The sequence below is a fragment of the Terriglobus sp. RCC_193 genome, from assembly GCF_041355105.1.
Classification (GTDB): Bacteria; Acidobacteriota; Terriglobia; order Terriglobales; family Acidobacteriaceae; genus Terriglobus.
Genome location: NZ_JBFUPK010000002.1, coordinates 424955 through 447217, shown reverse-complemented (window position 1 = coordinate 447217; position 22263 = coordinate 424955). Strand labels below are relative to the sequence as shown.

The following is a 22263-nucleotide window of genomic DNA, read 5'->3' as shown; positions in this document are numbered from 1 at the left end:
AATGGAAACCTTTACCTTTGCCGTTTACCCAAGCCTTCGCAATCGCTCCGTCATTGTGTCTGGCGGTGCCAGCGGTATCGGTGAAGCGATTGTGGAGGCCTTCGCCGCACAAGGCGCACGTGTGGCGTTCCTGGATATTCAGGATGAAGCAGCGCAGGCACTCATCGAACGCGTTGCTTCTGCGGGTCATACAGAGCCCGCGTACTATCACTGCGATCTAACAAACATTGCAGCACTACGCAGCGTTGCCGCGCAGATTGAACAGGTGCACGGCACAGTGGATGCGCTGGTGAATAACGCAGGAAACGACACGCGACATCGTATCGAAGACGTCACACCGGAGATGTGGGACGCGGCCATGCAGGTAAATCTGCGGCACCAGTTCTTCCTGTCACAAGCAGTATTGCCGGCCATGCAGCGTCAGCAACGCGGGTCCATCATCAACCTCAGCTCCATCTCGTGGATCATCCCGTCCACCGGCCTTCCCGCTTACGTCACAGCAAAAGCCGCCATCGTTGGCCTCACACGAACGCTGGCGCACGAAGTGGGCAAGGACAATATCCGTGTGAATGCAGTGCTTCCCGGGGCCATCCTCACGGAGCGGCAGAAACGTCTGTGGATGACAGCGGAATATACCGCAGAAGTTATGTCGCGGCAGGCAATCAAACGCCATCTTTATGCGGACGACGTGGCACGCACCGTGCTGTTCCTGGCAGCGGATGATAGCTCAGCCATCACCAATCAAAGCTTCATCGTTGATGGCGGCTGGGTGTAGACGTTATGAAGAAGCGTCTATTCCCGTCAGTGGCACTGGTTCTGTGGAGCGCGCTGCTCATCCGCTTCATCGTCTTCAAGGCAATCCCAACCATCCAAATCGGCCGCATGCGCTACCGCTTCGGCGGCCGTACGCAGACCGGCCCCGCGAATCTTGTCCCATTCAAAACGATCCTGCCGCAGCTTCGCGGTCACGGCCACGGACTCATAGCCAAGGTGAACCTCCTCGGCAACATCCTTCCGTTTATCCCGGTAGGTTTTCTCGTCCCGCTGATCTATCGGAAGATGACGTGGCCAAAGACAGTCGCACTCGCTGTAGGAACTGGCCTGTTGATGGAAGTTCTGGAAGTAATCTTCCGCGTCGGCATCTTCGATGTAGACGACATCCTGCTGAACGCTCTAGGTGTGTGTATCGGCTTCGGATGTTTCAGGATTTTCCGCAAGTAGAAAACCATCCCCTCATCCGAATGTGAAAGAGTACGCCTGCACGCGGATCAAGAAACTCAATTGCAAATGTGTGATCGGACGGCGATCCGCTTTGACGAATCAATTGATACAAGCGGTGTTCCGTCACCATGCCGCTTTTCCTTGAGCATCCGTATCCACGCCATTCTTTCAAAGATATTGTCTTGAAGCATTCGAGGGGGTATATTCGGCGAATCCTACAGATACAACTTACGGGACTCTTGAATGCCTTTGCGTCGCCTTCTGCCTCTATATTCCTTCTCATCCTTGGTTCGGTTCACTGGGCTCCTGTTGATGGGAACAATGTGTGTTGCCGCCTCTTCAGCCCAAGCCATTTTTACCGTCACCACGTTAACCGACCCCACTTCAGGCATCGCGGCAAACTGTACTAACCAAACATCAGGTGTTTCGCTTGATGCAAGCTGCAGTCTGCGCGATGCTCTTGCCGCCGCTGCTGCGTTCAACGGGTCGTCGGGCACAGTCCCGGTTACTGTTAATTTCGCTTCCTCGCTTGCAGCCGTCGGGAACCCAGGGACCATCCAGCTTGGTGCGACCGCACTTTCATTACCTAGCTACACCACAGTACAGGGGCTAACCGCAGGCAGTGGTCCCATGCTGACGAATCTCATCAGCATTCACGGTGGCGGACATACTGCATTCACGGTCGCCGGGACGGTCACAAATTCAGGGTTGAATAACCTCACCGTTACGCATGGCGCACCAGCCGTAGACGCTGCTGGTGTTATTGCGGTTTCGCAATGCACCTTCTCAAGCAATTCCACTATCAGTGGTGGCGCTATCCGTAATTCCGGCACTCTAGTCGTTCAAAATTCAACATTTAATGGAAACTCTGCTTCGTCATACGGCGGTGCCATTTATAGCACTGGACCCAATTCGACAGGGCCTGTCGTTACCGCTAGAAATCTCACAGTCTCTGGTTCGACCTTCCAGGGCAACATCTCATCGACAGATGGTGGTGCCATCTACATTGGAATAGCCAGTGTGGGGTCGATTGACAACAGCACATTTACCGGCAACAGCGCTTCGCGTTCGGGAGCCGCAGTTTACATCAACAACGGCAGCGGCCTCTCCCGCGTGACAAACAGCATCCTCAGCGGCGATACCGGCGGTAATGAGTGTGATGGTGTTGGTTGCAGCAATACCGGACAAGCTTTCGTTTTTGCTGGCAGTGAGCCTAACGGGGCCAATGAGAGTGGCACGATCACAATGATCGTCACACTCTCCAATGGCCAGGTTATAACGGTCAACGGCGGATATGGACAATATTCAACCGCCGACAGTCTGGCTTCTTATTTTGGTGGGTATATCTCGAATAATTATTACTCTGCACTCTCCGCGCAGGGTTTCGGATCCACCTTGGTAATCGCACCACAAAGCGGCTCGATCACTTCAGTTCAATTCCAAAATCCATCCTCATACTTCACTGTTACTCCAGTGCCTAACTCGGTGATCTCAGGTACTGGCAACACTGTCGCAGTTGGCACGACGGCTGCCAATCTCTCCTTGCTGGCTAACTATGGTGGTCCTACGCAGACAATTCTGCCGCTGCCCGGGAGCGTGGCACTATGCACTATTACTCCAACGAACGCTACCGGGAAGGATCAGCGTGGCTTGCCACGCGCCACAACTTATGGGACGGATCTCTGCCAGGATTCCGGTTCCGTGCAAACGAACTACGGATTGAATTTTTCCCAGCAGCCTGTCTCAGCAGTTGCCAATGTAGCTATCGCACCCGCCCCATCGGTACGCATTCAGGAGAGCGGTCAGAATCTCGCACAAGCTAACAGTCTGGTGACTGCCACTGTCCAGACTGGCGCTTTAGGCGGACAAACCTCTGCAAGGACAGACTCCACTGGTGTTGCGGCATTCTCAAATCTTTATGTCACGAGCGTTCAGACAGCAGATAAGCTCACTGCTTCGCTTACCGTGGGGCCTTATAAGGTATCAACCACCAGCAATCCCTTTGATGTATCGCAACAACCCACAGCCAGTCTCACGGGCAATGCTACATTTCCGCTAACGGCGGTCCAATCCACGGCTTCGCAGACCTTCGTCTTTACCAATACAAGTTCAATCTCGTTGAACATTACCTCGCTCGCGGTATATACCGCGCCGGAGTTCATGCAGACAAATACATGCGGTCTCACGCTCGCCGCAGGTGATAGCTGCAACATCACAATAACCTTCCGCCCGCTCACCATAGGAACGCGCTTAGGCACCTTCACCCTGGCGTCCACCGCATCGGGATATACGCAGACCATTACACTTGTGGGGACCTCTGCTCCAACTGTCGCAAGGCTCGTTGGTACAGGTGCGTTTCCGAGCACAGACGTAAACGTTACTTCAACACCGCAGAACATCATGTTGACGAACGTGAGCGGTAGCGTTGTTGGAATTAGCAGCATCGCTACGACGGGCGACTTTAGTCAGACAAATCAATGTGACACGTCGCTTGCAGTTGGTGCACAATGCGCCATCGCAGTTACGTTTAAACCCACCGCAGGCGGTGTACGGACTGGCACTCTCTCAGTCTCAACTACCAGCCTAACTGGCGCAGTACCGTCCTTGCTTCTTAGTGGGAAAGGTATTTCGTATACAGGAACGCTTGTGGGAAGAGGTGATTTTCCATCCACATCAGTGGGTAGCCCTTCTGCAGTCCAATCGTTCACCTTTACAAACACAGGCACTGGCACTCTCTCTATTTCAGGCATTGCCACAACCGGGGATTTCAGCCAGACAAATCAATGCGGCGCATCGTTGGCCCCAGGCGAAACCTGCAACATCTCCGTAACATTCAACCCCACGGCTATGGGCTCACGTGCTGGTACCCTCACGGTCACAACCAACGCCACTACAACTATTCCGCCCGTCTCGCTCAGCGGCACGGGCACGCTCGTACAGGCTTCACTTACCAGCGGAACTGACTTCGGATTGGTTGCCCTTACCACATCCTCTCAACCGCAAACATTTGTACTCACCAACACCGGGAATGACACGCTCGTCATTAGCGGCATTACGACGACAGGCGATTTCAGCAAGACCACCACATGCGGAACATCGCTTGCCGGAGGCGCAGCGTGCGATATCGTCGTCGTCTTTACACCCACACTCGTGGGCTCCCGTACCGGAACTCTTGTTGTCACGTCGAACGCTAAGGTTGCAATCCCGGCGGCAATACTAAGTGGTACAGGTATCCCCGCTCCTAGCTTTACTCTTGGCGATAACACGTCTGGTAGTACGTCAACAACACTTCTGGTAACTGCAGGCAGCACAGCGACAGGCACATTGAAGTTCACTTCGACAAACGGCTTTGCGGGTAGCATTGCGCTCACTTGTACAACACAGGGCGCTCCCCCAACGGAGGCGGCTTGCACCGTTACGTCTCCTGTGACGCTCACTGCGGGCGGCACAGCGACAGCGACCGTTACCATCACCACTACATCGCGAACGCAGACGGCGGGCGTGGCTGCATTGCCTCACCATGGCAGACTGGCGTACATGGTGCTACTGGGAATGCTGTCGGTAGCCCTTTTCGCAGTGCGACGCGCAGGCAGCGCAGTGCGTGCCGCTAGCCTGCTAACCCTGCTGCTCTTTGTGAGCCTCGGTTTGACCGGCTGTGCTGGTGGAGGTTCCGGCACAACGTCGAATCCCAATGGGACGGCCGCAGGCACCTACACCTACATCGTCTCCGCCACGAGCGGCAGTGTCACTGCTACTCAATCCATTACCGTTACTGTCCAATAATTTCCGCCCGAAAAGAATGGGGGCAGGCTATGCGGCCTGCCCCCATTTGTCGGCTCATAGTTTCAACTACGCGCTGTACGCTGTCACGTTCTGCGTCTGCGTTCCAAGTCCTTCAATGCCTAGCTTCACCACTTGTCCCGGCTTCAGGTACACCGGCGGCTTCTGTCCCAGGCCCACGCCCGGCGGCGTGCCCGTGGAGATGATGTCGCCCGGTTGCAGGCTCATAAACTTGCTCAAGTAGCTGACGAGATGCGCCACGCCGTACACCATCGTCTTTGTTGATCCGTCCTGGTAGCGGTGGCCGTCTACTTCCAGCCACATCTTCAGGTTCTGCGGATCGGGCACTTCGTCCTTCGTTACCAGCCACGGGCCGATGGGCCCAAAGGTGTCGGCACTCTTGCCCTTCACCCACTGGCCTGTGCCTTCGAGTTGAAACGCACGCTCGGAGAGATCGTTGATCACGCAGTATCCAGCGACGTAATCCAGCGCGTCCGCTTTGGAGACGTAGCGGGCTTCGCGGCCAATGACTATGCCCAGTTCTACTTCCCAGTCCGTCTTCTCGGAGTCCTTCGGAATCACAATGCCGTCATTGGGGCCGCAGATGGATGAGGTGGCCTTCATAAATACAACAGGTTCCTTCGGCACTTCCATGCCGGATTCCGCGGCGTGGTCGGCGTAGTTCAGGCCGATGCACAGGAACTTGCCCACGTGGCCCACGCAGGCGCCGATACGCGTTCCCGCCGCGACAGTGGGCAGGCGATTCAGATCCAGCGCGGCCAGTTCTGCTAGCGCCTCGGGGCGCAGGGCGTCGCCGGCAATATCCGGCACAATACCGGTCAGATCACGCACGGTTCCATCCGGAGCCACAATGCCGGGATGCTCGTGTCCCGGACGGCCATAACGAACAAGTTTCATGGTCGGTTAGGTTTCCTCTGCCAACCACTGTACTTTGCGGCGGCATGGTCCTGCTCGCCCGGGCGATGAAAGGGCGGGGAATTTGTCCAGCCACACGGACGCGAGTAAAAATTTGCGCGTAGAATTGAGACGATTCAAAATTCTCTCAGCGAGCGTGGCCAACTCCACTTTCGCTGTGCGATGATGCGGGCGTCCGCGGACTTTAGGGCAAAGACGGCTTGGCCTTCTTCGCCCGTCTGGCGGCGCTTGGAATGTTCAGAAGGGACCTCATGGAAAGCACTGCAAAGCTGAAGTTTCTGGAAGACCGCTGGGACGACGCCATCGCGTCAAAGCTTGATCCTGCGGAACTGCTCCGTTATCGCTCGAACCTGCTGGGATCAGACCTGCGCCTGACCAACTTTGGTGGCGGCAACACCTCGTCGAAGCTCGATGAGATCGATCCGCTGACCGGCGAGACCGTAAAGGTCCTCTGGGTGAAGGGCTCCGGCGGCGACCTGGGTTCCATCAAGCGTTCGGGCTTTGCCACGCTCTATCTCGACAAGCTGCTGGCGCTGGTCAAACGCTACCGCGGTGTGGACCTTGAGGACGAGATGGTGGCCATGTACCCCCTCTGCACCTTCAACAACAACCCCACGCCCGCATCCATTGATACGCCGCTGCACGGCTATCTTCCCTTCCCGCACGTCGATCACCTGCATCCTGACTGGGGTATTGCGCTGGCTGCATCGGCCAACGGCAAAGAGAAGATGGAGCAGTTCAACGCGGAGTTTGGCCACAAGATCGTCTGGGTTCCCTGGCAACGTCCGGGCTTTGAACTGGGCATGATGCTGACGAAGGCAGTTGCGGACAATCCCGGCTGCGATGGCATCGTTCTGGGCGGACACGGCCTGTTCACATGGGGCGAAACGCAGCGGGAAAGCTATCTGAACACGGTGACGATCATTGACCAGATCGGCCAGTTCATTGAAGCGCACAATCTGAAGAAGGGCGCGCCTGCCTTTGGTGGGGCTAAGCACGCGAACCACGCCGAGCGCGAAGTTCTTGCAGCGCAGTTGATGCCGATTATCCGCGGCGGCGTCTCGCAAAGGCAGCGCCTCATCGGCACCTTCAGCGACAAGGAAGATGTGCTGGAGTTTGTGAACTCTGCGTTCGCAAAGAAGCTGGCGCACCTGGGCACCTCCTGCCCGGACCACTTCATCCGCACCAAGATTCGCCCCATGTACGTGGAGTGGAACGTGAAGGGTGGCGATGTCGAATCGCTGAAGAAGGCCATCGCCTCCACGCTGGAAACGTATCGCAAGGAGTATGCGCAGTACTATTCCAACCACGCGTTGCCCGAATCGCCGAAGATGCGCGATCCCAATCCGACGGTCGTTCTGATCCCGGGTGTGGGCATGTTCAGCTTCGGCAAGAACAAGGCCGAAAGCCGCATCACCGGCGAGTTCTACACCAACGCCATCCACGTGATGGGCGGCGCTGGTCAGCTTGGCGAAGGCAAATGCCCGCCGGTGCTGCCACAGTCCGGCCCTGCGGCGGATACGTCGGCCTTCGCTACGGAAGAGAACTACGTTGCACTGCCGCCCAGCGAGGCTTTTCGCATTGAATACTGGGCGCTGGAAGAGGCCAAGATTCAGCGTCAGCCACCTGAGAAGGAGCTAAGCCGCCGCATCGTCATGGTCGTCGGTGGAGCCTCCGGCATCGGCCGGGAGACGGTATTGCTCGCAGCGCAGCGTGGCGCACACATTGTCGTTGCCGACCTGACGCAGGAAGGTGCGGATAGGGTTGCGGCAGAGGCGCAGGCCATTGCGGGCAAGGAAGCGGCTATCGGTGTCACCATCGACATCCGCAATCGTGAGAAGATCCGCGAAGCACTCAACAAAGCTGTCGCGGCCTTCGGCGGTCTCGACATTCTGGTCAACACCGCGGCTATCTTCCCATCGTCGCCCTCGGGCGTCATCAGCGACGCGCAGTGGGCCACCACGCTGGAGATCAACGTGACCGCCAACTGGCTGCTGGGCGATGAAGCGAACAAGGTCTTCAAGGCGCAGGGTCTGAAGGGTTCGTCGATCGTGCTCACCAGCTCGGCCAACGCTGTGGTGCCGAAGAAGGGAAGCGAAGTCTACGACATCTCCAAGGCGGCGCTTAGCCACCTGGTGCGTGAACTCGCCATCACCTTCTCGCCCGATGTACGTGTGAATGGCATCAGTCCGGCCACTGTCGTAAAGGGATCGACCATGTTCCCGCGCGATCGCGTGAAGGCTTCGCTTGCGAAGTACAACATCGCGTTCGAAGAGAACGACAGCGATGATGACCTGCGCGACAAGCTGGCGGAGTTCTACGCACGCCGCACGCTCACGCATGTTCCCATTGATCCGAAGGACAACGCAGAGGCAATCCTCTTTATCGGTGGCCCCAAGGCTCCGGTGACCAGCGGCCACCTCATTCCCGTGGATGGTGGTCTGCCGGAAGCCTTCCTCCGTTAAGAACGCAGATGACCGGAAGCACCTCTGCTTCCGGTCATCCGTTGCAGAACAAAGAGCTGTCATTCTGAGCAACGCGAAGAATCCCTGGGCATCTTTAATCACTGATATAGCTTCGAGCTTTCTCACAAGAAACTCTCAAGTGCATTGCCACTGCCAGCACCGTGGGGATTCTTCGCTTCGCTCAGTAATGACAGCCAGAAACGATCCTATGGAGAAGCACACAGTGACACCCGCCGACACACGTGCACTCATCGCCATCGACCTTGGAGCGGAAAGCTGCCGCGTCTCATTGCTGCGCTGGACCGCAAATGGTCCGCAGAGCACGCTGGTGCATCGTTTTCCGAATAACGCGGTGGAAACACCCGAAGGACTCCGCTGGAACCTGGCAAAGATTGAAGCGGGCCTTAACGAAGGCCTGAAAAAGTCCGCGGAGATTGCCACGGAAGGCATCCGTTCCATCGCGGTGGATGGATGGGCCGTGGACTATGCGCGCCTCGACGAAAATGGCGCGGCCATTGGCGATCCTTATTGCTATCGCGATGTGCGCAACATTGCCAGCGAAGAGGCTGTGCATCAGATTCTTCCCGCGTCGCAGATGCGCGTGCTTACTGCCATCGGCATCATGCGCATCAACACGCTTTATCAGCTCTACGCGGACAAGATGGCGGGCATGCCGCAGACGCGATGGCTGCATCTGCCGGAGTACATCCTCCATCGGCTGGGCGGCCAGGCAGTCAGCGAGTACACCAACGCCACGCATACGCAACTTATCGATCTGCATCGCGGCGAATGGGCCACCGGCATCTTTGAGAAGCTGGATCTGGATCCCGAGATGGCTTCTCCCATCGTGCCGCCGGGAACTATCGTGGGCAAACTCAGCGGGCCGCTCGCATCGTTGCCTGCATTCCGCGATACGCAATTGATTGCGCCCTGCTGCCACGACACGGCATCGGCCATCGCTGGCATTCCTGATGCTGCAGAGGATTGGGCGTACATCTCCAGCGGCACGTGGTCTCTGGTGGGAACGCTGCTGAAAGAACCGAACAACTCGCAGCCCGCACGTGACGAGAACCTGACTAATTTTGGCGCTGCAGGCGGACGCATCCTCTTCCACAAGAATGTGAATGGCATGTGGCTTCTGCGCAACTGCCTGGACACCTGGCGCGCAGCGGGGCGTGACTGGACATACGAAGAACTGCTACCGCTGGCCGAAGCATTGGGGAAGCCGCAATACCTCATCGACGTGGACGCTCCCGATCTGCTGTTGCCCGGCGATATGCCCGCCCGCATCAATCGGCAGCTTGCGGAGAACGGTCATCCCACACTCTCGCCTTATCCCGAAGATGCACCGGGAATCACCGCGCTCATCCTGCATAGCCTCGCCTTCCGTTATGCAGAAGTGCTTGATGCGATCGCATCCATCACCGGCAAGAAGCTGAAGAAGGTCTACATCGTAGGCGGAGGCAGTCGCAACGAAGTGCTGAACCGCCTCACAGCACTGGCAACGGGGTTAGAAGTGGTCCGTGGTGCGATGGAATCCTCCACGCTGGGCAACTTCGCGGTGCAGATGGCAGCGCTGGAAAACTCTGCAGATGCACAAAGCATTGCGGAATGGGCTGCAACACTACGAACTGCATTCTGAGAGGGGTCTCATTCGTTTTCTGAATCGGCCCACGGTAGCATCCGCAGGCTTTGCAGCAGATCAGATCATGGGTGCTGGATTCCACAACAGCCTGCACCAGCGTGGTTTCTGTTTTGGACGCGGTCGGATGCAGGAACATACTCCATGACTACCACGGCTGGGGTACGAAATGTGTTGTTGCATTGCACTGGAATGCTCGCTACAGCCTTATTTCCCGCTACAATTCCAGTGCAATGGCACCCACGCAAAAAGAGCTGGCCAAGCTGGCAGGCGTCTCGGCCGGAACGGTTTCGAATGTTGTCAATGGCGTCGCCGGCGTCAGTGAAGCGGCGCGTCAGCGTGTGCTGGCGGCCATCCGTGAACTGAACTACCAGCCGAATCTGATCGCCCGCAGCCTGCGCACCAATCGCACGCATACGCTGGGCATTGTGGTGCCGGACATCACGGTACCGTTCTATCCACACATCATTCGCGGTGCGGAGTCTGCCGCGCGCGAAGCGGGCTACTTCCTGATGGTGCTCGACAGCGAAAACGATCACGATCGTGAAAGCGCCATGCTGGAACTGCTGCGGTCGCAGCGCAGTGAAGGCACGCTGCTGGTTGCCGCCGGTGGTCACGGATGGACGAAAGAACAGGCGACATCTGTTACCGCGCAAGCACCGCTGGTCTGCCTCGATCGTCTGCCCGAAGGGCTTGCCGTTGATTCCGTCTGCGTGGACGATGCACGAGCCGCCGCGATGGCCGTCTCGCATCTGGTGGAGCGCGGTCATCGCGAAATCGCCGTCATCACCGGGCCGCCCACGCTGCGCAATGAGCAGGCGCGCCTTCGTGGCTATCGCACGGCGATGCAACACCACGGTCTGCAAGTACGTGAACGACTTGTTTGGCAGGCCGGTTTCCAGCAGGGAGAGATTGCTCGCGTCTGCCAGGAGGGGCTGCTCGGAGCACGGGAACGCCCTTCAGCCATCTTCGCCACCAATGGCGTCACCGGGCTGGGAATGTTGAAGGCGCTCTACGCGCTCGGCCTGGAAACGCCGCGTGATGTGGCAGTGGTTTGTTTTGATGAGCTCAACGGCGAGGACTTCTTCCGTCCCGGCATCACCACCATTGTTCAGCCGGCGGCAGATATCGGCGCGCGGGCCGTACAGGTCCTTTTACGCCGCATCCGCAGTAGCGGCGAAACCCCGCTGCCATTGGAGACCGTTCGCCTGCCGGCAACGCTTGTGGTGCGAGAATCCAGCAGTGAACCGCACGGCGCGCGCGGAACGGCGCGTCCCCGCAGCAAAAAACGCGGATGAAACGCGATACACTGGACGCGTCGGAATAACCGCTGCAATCCTACTGCAAAGTTCGCCGCCTGCCGTCAGGCGGGTGCAAAGGTGTATTGCATCGCTTGGCCCGCTGACCGCAACGCACGTCCGCGCCCCGGGTCTTCATTGTTTGTAATTCTTTTTATGGGTGACAGAGAACACATGAAGCATGCAAAACCGGTCCTTCTTAGCTTAACGTTTGGCCTTCCGCTGCTGGTCTGGGGTGTTTCCCTGGGCAGCGCTGTCTCCGCCCAGTCCGCTGCGGACCAGATGCCCGCAGGCCCCGGCAAGGACATTACCGTGGCCACCTGCACCAAGTGCCACTCCATCACCAACATCACCGGCCAGCACAAGGACCGCGATGGATGGACAGCGACCATCACCAAGATGGTGGGCTATGGCGCCACGGGATCTGATGAGGACTTTCAGGCCATCCTGGACTACGTGACGAAGAACTACGGTCTGGACAGCGCAGGTGCGACCGCTCCCGCTCCCGCCGCGGCACACAAGATTGCCGTCAATACGGAATCTGCCACCGAACTCGCCACAGATTTGGGCCTTACGGACGACGAATCGAAGGCACTCGTGGCCTACCGCGATAAGAACGGCACCTTCAAGACCATTGACGACCTGAAGAAAGTGCCGGGCATTGACGCCGCGAAATTCGATTCGCACGCAGCGGATCTGCAGTTCTAAATCAGAGTAAGTCAGCCATAGAAAAGAGCGGCCTTCAAGGCCGCTCTTTGACTTTCTGTTAGTGCACAAAGGCCGTCATTCTGAGCGCAGCGAAGAATCCGATAGGTTTGGCAGTGGCACAGCGGTTAAAGGTTCCTGGCGAGAAAGACAGAGGCCGCATCGCACAGGAAGCATCGCGGGGATTCTTCGTCGCTACGCTCCTCAGAATGATAGGCGGGATTACACATGCCAACAGAAAGGCCCGGCAATCGCCAGGCCTCTCTCATTCGTAAGTTGCGAATCCGTTACGCGCCTGAGCCAGCCTTGAAGATGTTTTCCGCGTAGTAGTTCTCTACCTTTGCCTGGTCACGCAGCATTTCGATGTACGCGCTGCGCAGTAGCTGGCTGCGGGTGTTGCGAATCTGATCGCGAATGCTCTGCTGCACCGCAGGATTGGTCAGATCGCGTTGTCCTGCGGCTTCGCGGCTCACCAGATGGATGATCGAATAACCAACGGGCTGCTTCGATCCCGGAGGCGTAATCGTGATGATGGCCGTGTTTTCGCCTGCCTTCAGCTTGCTTACCGCATCCCACACCTGCGCATCCTGCCGCAGTTGCGATTCCGAGATGAAGCCCATATCGCCGCCGTTGGACGCAGTTTGTGGGTCTTCGGAATAATTTGCAGCCAGTGCGCTGAAGTCCGCGCCACTGTCCAACTGTGCTTTCAGCGTGGCAATCTTCTTGCGCGCATCGGCATCGTTGCCAGCCTTGCTGCCCTGTAGATTCGTGCCGCCCGCCTGTTGCGATGGCTGATTCGTCACCACAATCTGGGCAAGGTGAATCTTGTTTTCAATCAGGTTGAAATCGGCCTTGTGCGCGTTGTAGAAGTTTGAGACTTCGCCATCGGTCACATTGATTTTGCTGTTGATCTCTTTATTAAACAGCTTTTCCAGTGTCAGTTGCTTGCGCAAGTCACGACGAACCTCATCCAGCGAACGGCCACTTTCCTTGAGCATCTGGTTGAACTGCTCTTCGGTGTAGTGGCTCTTCATCTCCGTCAGCTTGGCGTCCACCTCTTCATTGGTGGCTGTCAGGTTCATCTTGGCGGCGCGCTGTTCAGTAATCTCCGTGTCAATCAGTGTGCGGAGAAGCGTCAGCTTGTCGCTTTTGGCCTGTTCTTCCGTGATCGGCTGCTGGTCCTGCTTGCCGCGTTCCTGATCGTTGTAGGTGCGGTCCAGCTCAGAGCGCATGATGGCATGGCCATTCACGCTGGCTACCACGTCCGCTCCGTGTTCCTTCTTGCATCCCACGGTGGCGGCAACGGTGAAAAGACTAACGGCGGAAAGTAGCCAGGTGGCGCGATGTGCGGTCTTTAGAAGCATCCGGTGCAATGGTAACGCCTTCGTGCCCTGAGCGCACGGTTGCGACAGAAGCTGTGCAGATTTACCCATCATTATTTTGCCGCCGGAGCCGGGGTGGAAGCCTCAGGAGCGTCCAGCGAGGGCAGTGGAACCGCCGGTGGGGAGGTGACTCCCTGTGCCAGCAGGGCGTCATCCACGGCGCGATAGACATATTCGATCGGCACTGCGCCGGTAATCATTTCGCCGTTGATGAACAGAGCCGGAACGCCGCCGACACTCAGGCCCTCGCCCTCCTTCATATAGGCCTTGACGGCTGTTTCATCCTGCTTGTCCACGCAGGCGTTCAGGCGCTTCATGTCCAGCTTCTGTTTCGTACCTTCGTCCAGCGCAGCGCGGTCCAGTTGTTTCAGCGCTACAGGCAGGGTCTTTTCCTTGTCCTTCGCATCCGGGTCGATGCCCACGGTATCAAGGTGGCTGTGCATGTAATCCACAAAGTTCCAGTAGGCCGGGGCGCTCTGGTCTGCCAGGCAGTCGGCGTTCACCGCAGCGTGCATGCCCCACGGATGAATCTGCGTCAGCGGAAAGTCCTTGTACACGATACGAACCTTGTCACCGTACCGATTCGTGAGCGCGGGGAACATCTGCGCATGCATCCGGGCGCAGAAGGGGCATTCCAGGTCGTCATAGACCACGATCTTAACGGGCGCCTTCTCGTTGCCGCCGCGTGAAGGACGGCCTGCATCGCTGGTCAGGGTCAGAGGGTCTTTCGACAGATCGAAGGAGTTCATCTGTGCCAGCGACTGGTTGTCTTTGCTGATGAGGAAGGCCATCGGCTTTAGCGCCTTGCCATATTCGCCAATGGAGACGGTGATCTGGTCATAACCCGAAACAGGGCTGGGGCGGCGGTCGTTCACTTTGACTTCATAGTTAAAAGGTAACTGCGCCTTGGTGCGGATCAGCAGCGCCACGCGCCGCGTCAGTTCCGGCGACATCTTCATGGCTTCCGCGCCCGCCTGGGCACGGCAACCGCTGCTAAGGATGGTGCTGGCAGCCAGCAGAAGAAGTGCAGAAAGGCGCGTGAGGCGAGGGAACATCGACATCCTTTGATTATCTCAGGCCTGTTGGACGCACCCGATTCGAAATGGTTTGTGAGCAGGAAAGCCGCCGGCAGTTTGGAACAAATATTTTCCTTACGGTGTCTACCGCACAGATGACATATCTGCCACTCTGGCCACGTCACACGGCGGTCTGCTTTGAGGGTTCTCGCCAACCCAACAGAAACGAATCGTATCCTTGCCGATCAGGAGCGCCTGCGTAAAAATCCGGAGGCCCTCAAAGGTTCTGCGGAGGAACGCGCTCTTGCACGCCGTTACACGGCCGAACTCAACTCGCAGGAAGATTCATCTTGTCGTGTTGCATCAGGAGGCGATGCGCCTTGCAACCGAACATGAAGCAGCACGCATCGAAACTTCTGCAAAAGTTGAAGCATTTGAAATCACCGCAAACTTATAAATAAATTCTGCGCCGATACGTGGCCTGAACATGGATGGAAGCCCTTCGTGTGGATCGTATTCACCTCGCGCCAACCGCAGGATGGTAGCCTAAGGCGAAAGATCGGAGTCCTTACGCCATCATGAATGACGCCTTGAAACCGACCGTTTCCCTGGGAGAGCGCGTGCGCGCTCACATCGCCATTGCGCGGTTGGATCACTCCATCAAAAACCTTTTCGTCCTTCCGGGCGTTATCGTTCCACTCAGTGCATACCCCGCGCTGCTGGATCGCGATCTTGTTGTTCGGCTGGTGCTGGCTTTTTTTTCCATCACCCTGGTGGCATGCAGCAACTACGTGATCAATGAGGTGCTGGACGCGCCTTTCGATCGCCTGCACCCCATTAAGAAGAATCGTCCGGCGGCGCGCGGCGTAGTCAACATTCCTGCTGCCTATATTCAGTGGCTCTGCATGATGCTGGCGGGCGTGGCCATTGGCTGGTTCTTTATCGGTAAGATGTTTACGCTGGTGGCGCTGATTCTGTGGATCATGGGTTGCCTGTACAACTTCCCGCCAGTCCGTACCAAGGACAAGCCATATGTAGACGTACTGACCGAGTCAGTCAATAATCCGCTGCGTATGTTGTTGGGCTGGTATGCGGTGACGGCAGTGCTGGTGCCGCCGGTTTCGCTGCTCATCGCGTACTGGATGATCGGCTGCTACTTCATGGCACTGAAGCGCTTCAGCGAACTCAACGAGATTGGTGATCGCACCGTTGCCGGCTCTTATCGCAAAAGCTTCCGGCACTACACACCGGAACGGCTGCTGGTGTCGGTTCTGTTCTACGCTTCCACGGCTATGCTCTTTCTGGGCGCGTTCATTATTCGTTATCGCATGGAGTTGATCCTCGGCTTCCCGCTGGTGGCCTTCACTATGGCCATCTATCTGCAGATTGCGTTCAAGCCGCAGTCCGCTGTGCAGAACCCGGAAAAGCTTTACCGTGAGCCTCTGCTGATGGCTTCGTTCGTCGCAACGTCATTGGTGATGGCAATCCTCCTTTTCATCCGTATGCCACGGCTGGAGGAATTCTTCAACCCCACGCTTCCCTCCTCGCCCGCGGTGACCGCACCCGTGTCACAGGCGCAGTTGCGGAACAGCGCACACCTTACCGGTGAGGTGGCATGACAGCAGCGTCTGAGACCAGATTCAGCCGCACTCTGCTTGTTCTTCTTCTCATCCTTACGGCGGCCAGCGCGCTTGCCTGGGGCCACTATCGTCTGCTTGATCAGGACGAATGGTTCGTCTTCCAAACGGACACGGTGTCTTCCATCAGCAAGCTGATCGAGGTCCAGCTGCATTACCCCATCTCGCTGGACCCGCTCTTTTATCACTTGCTGGGCCACGCCTCTACATCGCTTTTCGGTGCAACGGCGTTTGCTATCCGTCTGCCATCGTTGCTGGGCTTTCTGCTGATGCAGGTCTGCCTGTATAACGTGGCGAAACGCATTGCGGGCAATTTTGCGGGCTTTGTTGCTGCCGCAGTTCCTGCTCTTACCGCAACCCTCTTTTACGCACAGCAAGCGCGGCCTTACGGTGTTCTTCTTGGGCTTGGGGCCCTGTTATTGCTTGCTTATCAGCACGGCACGCGTGATACGCAACGCACTGGTTGGCTGATCTCGCTTGCCGTTACGTTGGCGCTTGCGTTGAATACGCACTACTTCGCAATCCTTCTACTGCTACCGTTGTATACGGCTGAGCTGGTACGTATCGTGCAGCGTCGTCGCATTGACTGGCCCATGATCTTTGCCATCGCGCTTGGCTCCGCAGGAGCGCTTCTCACGTTGCCTTTCCAGAAGGGCGCAGGCGAATTCCGCAAGCATTACTACAACGTGGGTCGGGTGGGGCTTCATGCCATCACGCAGTCGTACCGCGCTCTCTTCCTCAATTACACGCAGTATTCCTTACGAACACAGCAGATCCTCATCGTGCTTCTCGTGCTGGCCGCGCTGATTTTCGCCGGTGCGCTCTTTGCTCGTTTTCGTAAAAACGATCCAGACGTGCCGCTGGCGGAGAAGGTTTTCCTTTTGGTGCTTGCGATACTTCCCTTCTTCGGCTTTTTGCTGGCGCGCTTCGTCACCCATTCCATCGAGGTGCGTTATATCCTGCCGGCAATTCTGGGATTGTCTGTTCTCATCGCAGTTGCAGTCGCACCGCTTGAACGCAGCCCGTTCCGTGCACGTGCTCTGGTTGGAGTTGTGTTGGTACTGCTTGTCGGTCTGGGTTTTTCACGCGCGGCGAACGCCAACCTGCAAAGGCCATCGCCCCGGATGTTGACGGTATCGCATGTCCCTGCGCTACCCGATCCCATCTACATCCAGAACATGGGCAACTTCAATGAGCTTGGAAATGTTGTGTCAGATCCTGCCGTTCGCAGCCGCATTGCGCTCGTCTATTCTGCGCCGCTGGAGATTGCGTTGGCTCATCACGACACGCAATCGCTCACCGCAGAACACATGCGGCATTTCACGGGTTATCGCATTGATCGATACGAAGATCTGCGCAACCAGCCCGGGCCGCACCTGATGATCCTGTATCGCGTTGACGGATGGAACTGGCTGCAGAATGCGCTGCAGCAGGATCACGCCACGATCGCGCCGCTGGGCCCCGCGCTTGGGGGGAAACTTGTTTCTGTCACCTTCTCAGGAGAATAAGCAACCATAGCAAAGTAAAAAGTGAAACGCAGCGAGAATGAAGATTCGCTGCGTTTCACCTTTTACTTCAGTGCTAATCGTTATGCTTCTACTGGTTCCGCTTCGTGCCCAGTTACGTGGAAGGCAAGATGTTCTCCCTGCGCTTCCACACGTACATGATCGCCGTGGCGAACCTCTCCGTTCAGGATCTTGATGGCCAGCGGGTCCTGCACCAGTCGCTGAATCGCACGCTTCAACGGCCGCGCACCATAGGCTCGGTCGTATCCCGTTGCGAAGACCAGATGCCTTGCTTCCGGTGTCAGTTCCAGCGTGATCTTGCGATCCTTCAGCAGATTTTCCAGTTCATGCAGACGCAGATCCACAATGTGCGTCAACTGGTCCTCGCCCAGCGCATGGAACACAACGATATCGTCCACACGGTTCAGGAACTCCGGACGGAAGTGCTTCTTCAGCTCATCCAGAACACGGGCCTTCGCATCGTCAAAGCCCTGCGGACCCTCTGCCCATGCGGTTGTCAGGGCACTCGCGCCGATGTTCGACGTCAGAATCAACACAGTATTTTTGAAGTCAACGGTGCGTCCTTTGCTATCCGTTAAGCGACCATCATCCAGCACCTGCAGCAACACATTGAACACATCCGGATGCGCCTTTTCGATCTCATCGAAGAGCACAACAGAGTAAGGCCGGCGACGCACTGCTTCTGTGAGTTGACCGCCCTCATCGAAACCAACATATCCCGGAGGCGCGCCAATCAGGCGTGCCACGGCGTGCTTCTCCATGTACTCGCTCATGTCGATGCGGACCATCGCCTGTTCGTCATCAAACAGGAACTCTGCCAGAGCACGCGCCGTCTCCGTCTTACCCACGCCCGTAGGCCCGAGGAAGATGAACGAACCAATCGGTCGCTTCGGATCGCTCAGGCCCGCACGCGAACGCCGAATCGCATTCGCAACCACGACCAGTGCCTCGTCCTGGCCAATGACGCGCTCCTGCAGACGCTTCTCCATCTGCACCAGCTTCTGCACTTCGCCTTCAAGCATCTTCGAGACAGGGATGCCGGTCCATCGCGAAACAATCTCCGCAATGTCCTCTTCATCCACTTCCTCTTTCAACATGCGATTATTGCTGCCGTTCTTGATCGCGTCCTGCTCGCCTTCCAGCGACTTCAGTTCCGCCTCGGCCTTCGGCAGATCGCCATACTGAATCGCAGCGGCACGCTCATAGTTGCCACGGCGCGTCTGATCTTCTGCTTCAAAGCGCAGATTCTCCACCAGCTTTTTCAGTTCGGTGATACGGCCAATGGCCTCGCGTTCATGCTGCCACTTCGCACGCAGGCCGCTTGCCTTCTCGTTTAGTTCAGCGAGCTCGCGTTCCACGTCTTCCAGGCGATCCTTGCTGTTCTCATCTGTCTCGCGTGAGAGTGCGGTCTTCTCGATCTGAAGACTCATCACACGACGATCAATCGCATCAATCTCTTCCGGCACACTGCCGATCTGTATCGCCAGTGAAGCCGCGGCTTCGTCGACAAGATCAATCGCCTTGTCCGGCAGGAAACGATCACTGATGTAACGATGCGACAGCTCTGCCGCCGCAATGATGGCGCTGTCCTTGATACGCACGTTGTGATGCGCTTCATACTTTTCTTTCAGTCCGCGCAGGATAGCGATGGTATCCTCAACGTTCGGCTCACCCACATACACCTGCTGGAAGCGGCGTTCCAGAGCCGCATCCTTTTCGATGTATTTACGGAATTCGTTCAGTGTGGTCGCGCCAATCGCACGCAGCTCACCACGCGCCAATGCAGGCTTCAGCATGTTGCTGGCATCGACAGCGCCTTCGGAAGCACCCGCGCCAACGAGAGTATGCAACTCGTCAATGAACAGAATGATCTGTCCATGCGAATCCTCAATCTCCTTTAGCATCGCCTTCAGGCGCTCTTCAAATTCGCCGCGATACTTTGCACCCGCAAGCATGGAGGCAAGATCGAGCGATACCACGCGCTTGTCCTTCAACGATTCAGGAACATCACCGCTCACAATGCGGCGGGCAAGCCCTTCCACAATCGCGGTCTTACCCACGCCCGGTTCACCAATAAGGACGGGGTTGTTCTTCGTGCGGCGGGAAAGAACCTGTACCACGCGCCGAATCTCTTCATCGCGGCCGATCACTGGATCGAGACGGCCTTCGCGCGCCTGCTTCGTCACATCCTTGCCGTACTTTTCCAGCGCCTGGAACTTCCCCTCAGGGTTCTGATCCGTCACACGCTGCGTTCCACGCACGCTGGTCAGCGCCTTCAGAATCGCATCATGTGTCGCGCCCAGTGCCGTCAGTGCGTCACGCGTTGGTTCGTTCTTCTGCTGCGCCAACGCCAGCAGAAGATGTTCCGTTGAAACAAACTCGTCCTTAAAGTTGTCGGCTTCCTTAAACGCCTGCTCCAACACCTTCGTCAGCGCCGCACCGGCACTCGGGTTCTGCTGCGCGCCCTGAATTTTCGGCAACCGCTGAATCGCGGCATTTACGCTCGTCAGCAACTGCTGCGCTGGCACGCCAATCTTCTCCAACACCGGCAGCACGATACCTTCACGGTCCTCCAGCAGAGCCGCCAACAGGTGCAGCGGCATCACTTCCGGATTGCCATATTCAGCGGCCATCTGACCGGCGGCATTGATCGCCTCCTGGCTCTTGACCGTCATCTTGTCCCACTTGATTGCCATAATTTCGTTCCACTCCCTCAGAAGCTTTGCGTTACTTCACTGTTCCGGCGTCGCCACACCTGTTCCTGCCGATCGTTACAATCATCCTGTCACGGCCTGTTATCTGCTGTATCGCAAATCACACGCCAGATCTTTCAAAAGGAAACGCCGCACCTTGCCTGATCCGCTTCCCCGCAAGCCAGGCATCATCCTGGCCGTTATGCTCCTCGCCATGTCATCCGGCCTGGTGGATGCCGTGGTCTACATGCGCCATGGTCATGTCTTTGCCTATGCCATGACTGGAAATCTTGTTCTGCTCGGCGTTGCCTTTGCCTCTTACAACCTGCATTCCATCCTGAGTCACCTTGCGCCTGTTCTCGGTTTTGCCTGCGGTGTGTTTGTTGGCAAATTTCTCCTCCGAAAATTTCGTCCCTTTGCGCTGCATCTCACGCTGCTGCTTCAAATTGTGGTTCTGACACTTGCAGGTACTTTTGCCTCGCATATCCCGGCAGATCTGCTCGTCATTTGTCTCGCCGTTTCCGGTGCCATAATCATCACGGTGATTCGTCGTGCCGGGGAAGCCGCCTTCAACGTCACCTTTATGACCGGCAACCTCCGGGCTGTCTTTGAAGGTGCCTTTGACGCACTCTGGCCTTCCCATCCCGCCGCTCATCGCACACCAGGCGAGCAGCAGTTCCTCATCGTTGGGCTTACCGTCATCGGCTTTCTCGGCGGCGCTGCCATTGGTTCACTTTCGCTACAACGCCTCAGTGACCATACCTTTTGGATTGCTGACCTGCTCCTCATCGTTGCCGGATGGCTTATCCGTCGGGTCCAGGCGTCTGAAGAAACCGAGTAAGCCTGATCTGAGCCAGGGGCTGCCGAAATTCCGGCAGCCCCTGGCTCATCTGAGAATCCGCCTTAAGCAGCCTTCTGTTCGGTGGCGGGAACCTGGTTTTCCTTCGCCTCAATCTGCGGTGCGGCTGCCGTCACTTTGATCTGTTTCGGTTGTGCAGCCGCCTTCTTCGGCAGCTCAATTACCAATACGCCGTTGTCGCTCTGCGCTGTCACCTGCTCCGTGTCCACCGACTGGGGCAGGGTAAAGCTGCGGACGAACGATCCATACCGGCGCTCGATACGGCGGAAGTTTTCTTCCTTCTGCTCACCAGCCCAGGTGCGTTCGCCCTTCACGGTCAGCACGTTGTTTTCCACGCGCACATCCACACCCTCGGGCTTGATGCCGGGGATCTCAAAGGTCAGCGCCAGCTTCTGCGCGTCCTCATAGATGTCGACCGCCGGAACGAACGATCCGGCCTGCAGGCTCTCGCCCTCTGTAGTCTGGGGGCGGGAGAAGTCATGAAAGATGGAGTTCAGCCGGTTCTGCAGCACGGCTACATCAGAAAACGGTGTGAAACGGGTGATCGTCATCGTGTATCTCCTTGAATCTCCATAGCTTGTATGGCCGAACTCCTCTTGGAGGCGTTCCGGCCCCTGTACTGTCTGATGCAGATAGTAGCATATGGTTGCAGATTACATGAGTGTATTGCGCTCATATTTTAGCGAAATAAAACGGCTGGCAGTCCTGAATAAACTGCCAGCCGCCACATCCCCGGGGAAGGCTTTTACAGCTTGAAGATGGAGTTGGAAAACGGGGTTTGGGGTGGGGGAGCGTCCTTGTCGTACTGAATCGGCGCAAACGGTCGCGGCTGATCGGCATTTGCATGTTCTTCGTGCTTGGCGCCGGTCACTGTATGCAGCGCGTTGTGTTTCTTGCCAATCTTGCGCGACAAATGGCTGTGGTTGGATGAGTTGTGCGAGAGAAAACTCATGGGGATACCTCCTAACGTCCTCGATCTACGTCAGAGGTGCTCGTCTGGAGCGGGTCCAAGAGGGTGCGGTCGAGAGCGGCAAGAGCAACCGGGGTCGGCCAGGCCCAGAGGGGCGGGCTGAAGGCGAATGACACCTCCCTGCCGCGCAGCA

16 protein-coding genes are annotated in these 22263 nt (G+C 57.1%); 10 read left to right on the top strand and 6 right to left on the bottom strand.

The features are described from left to right. Position 1: 1 nt before the first annotated feature. The 3 genes from AB6729_RS10685 (at position 2) to AB6729_RS10675 (ending at position 5004) form a co-directional block, all read left to right on the top strand. Complete coding sequence (locus AB6729_RS10685; RefSeq protein WP_371081601.1) at positions 2-775, top strand: SDR family NAD(P)-dependent oxidoreductase; 774 nt, start codon at positions 2-4, stop codon at positions 773-775. 5 nt (positions 776-780) lie between these two features. Beyond that, positions 781-1221, top strand: a complete 441-nt coding sequence (locus AB6729_RS10680; RefSeq protein WP_371081600.1) for a VanZ family protein — start codon at positions 781-783, stop codon at positions 1219-1221. Positions 1222-1542: 321 nt separating this feature from the next. Next, positions 1543-5004 carry a beta strand repeat-containing protein gene (locus AB6729_RS10675; RefSeq protein WP_371081599.1) on the top strand — a complete coding sequence of 1154 codons (3462 nt, stop codon included), beginning with the start codon at positions 1543-1545 and terminating at the stop codon, positions 5002-5004. A 66-nt stretch (positions 5005-5070) separates the two neighbouring features. Here the strand turns inward: AB6729_RS10675 and AB6729_RS10670 are convergent, their stop codons facing one another. Beyond that, a complete protein-coding gene (locus AB6729_RS10670; protein WP_371081598.1) occupies positions 5071-5919 on the bottom strand; it encodes a fumarylacetoacetate hydrolase family protein in 849 nt (282 codons plus the stop codon). A 269-nt stretch (positions 5920-6188) separates the two neighbouring features. Between AB6729_RS10670 and AB6729_RS10665 the strand changes: the two genes are divergently transcribed. The 4 genes from AB6729_RS10665 (at position 6189) to AB6729_RS10650 (ending at position 12050) form a co-directional block, all read left to right on the top strand. After that, complete coding sequence (locus AB6729_RS10665) at positions 6189-8402, top strand: bifunctional rhamnulose-1-phosphate aldolase/short-chain dehydrogenase (RefSeq protein WP_371081597.1); 2214 nt, start codon at positions 6189-6191, stop codon at positions 8400-8402. A gap of 208 nt (positions 8403-8610) precedes the next feature. Next, positions 8611-10044, top strand: coding sequence for a rhamnulokinase family protein (locus tag AB6729_RS10660; RefSeq protein ID WP_371081596.1), 1434 nt, complete (start codon positions 8611-8613; stop codon positions 10042-10044). 233 nt (positions 10045-10277) lie between these two features. After that, positions 10278-11342, top strand: coding sequence for a LacI family DNA-binding transcriptional regulator (locus tag AB6729_RS10655; protein ID WP_371081595.1), 1065 nt, complete (start codon positions 10278-10280; stop codon positions 11340-11342). 174 nt (positions 11343-11516) lie between these two features. Continuing rightward, positions 11517-12050 (top strand): helix-hairpin-helix domain-containing protein, encoded by a 534-nt coding sequence (locus AB6729_RS10650; RefSeq protein WP_371081594.1) that lies wholly within the window; start codon positions 11517-11519, stop codon positions 12048-12050. A gap of 284 nt (positions 12051-12334) precedes the next feature. On the opposite strand, the gene AB6729_RS10645 is transcribed toward AB6729_RS10650, so the two are convergent. Together AB6729_RS10645 and AB6729_RS10640 are read right to left on the bottom strand one after the other, a co-directional pair. Next, complete coding sequence (locus AB6729_RS10645) at positions 12335-13411, bottom strand: SurA N-terminal domain-containing protein (protein ID WP_371081593.1); 1077 nt, start codon at positions 13409-13411, stop codon at positions 12335-12337. Positions 13412-13482: 71 nt separating this feature from the next. Further along, complete coding sequence (locus AB6729_RS10640; protein WP_371081592.1) at positions 13483-14490, bottom strand: DsbA family protein; 1008 nt, start codon at positions 14488-14490, stop codon at positions 13483-13485. Positions 14491-15023: 533 nt separating this feature from the next. Between AB6729_RS10640 and AB6729_RS10635 the strand changes: the two genes are divergently transcribed. Beyond that, a complete protein-coding gene (locus AB6729_RS10635) occupies positions 15024-16064 on the top strand; it encodes a UbiA prenyltransferase family protein (RefSeq protein ID WP_371081591.1) in 1041 nt (346 codons plus the stop codon). Continuing rightward, positions 16061-17590, top strand: coding sequence for a glycosyltransferase family 39 protein (locus tag AB6729_RS10630; RefSeq protein ID WP_371081590.1), 1530 nt, complete (start codon positions 16061-16063; stop codon positions 17588-17590). Before AB6729_RS10635 ends, AB6729_RS10630 begins: the two co-directional genes overlap by 4 nt. 80 nt (positions 17591-17670) lie before the next feature. On the opposite strand, the gene clpB is transcribed toward AB6729_RS10630, so the two are convergent. Next, positions 17671-20304: an ATP-dependent chaperone ClpB gene (gene clpB, locus AB6729_RS10625; protein ID WP_371081589.1), complete on the bottom strand. Its 2634-nt coding sequence runs from the start codon at positions 20302-20304 to the stop codon at positions 17671-17673. On the opposite strand from clpB, the gene AB6729_RS10620 reads away from it, so the two are divergent. Beyond that, positions 20255-21142 (top strand): YoaK family protein, encoded by an 888-nt coding sequence (locus AB6729_RS10620; protein ID WP_371081588.1) that lies wholly within the window; start codon positions 20255-20257, stop codon positions 21140-21142. The two genes, clpB and AB6729_RS10620, sit on opposite strands and share 50 nt — an antisense overlap. A gap of 62 nt (positions 21143-21204) precedes the next feature. Here AB6729_RS10620 and AB6729_RS10615 read toward each other — a convergent pair whose 3' ends face one another. Both AB6729_RS10615 and AB6729_RS10610 read right to left on the bottom strand, forming a co-directional pair. Further along, a complete protein-coding gene (locus tag AB6729_RS10615; protein WP_371081587.1) occupies positions 21205-21711 on the bottom strand; it encodes an Hsp20/alpha crystallin family protein in 507 nt (168 codons plus the stop codon). A 194-nt stretch (positions 21712-21905) separates the two neighbouring features. Beyond that, on the bottom strand, positions 21906-22112 hold the full coding sequence (locus AB6729_RS10610) for a hypothetical protein (RefSeq protein WP_371081586.1): 207 nt from the start codon (positions 22110-22112) through the stop codon (positions 21906-21908). Between the last annotated feature and the right edge of the window lie 151 nt (positions 22113-22263).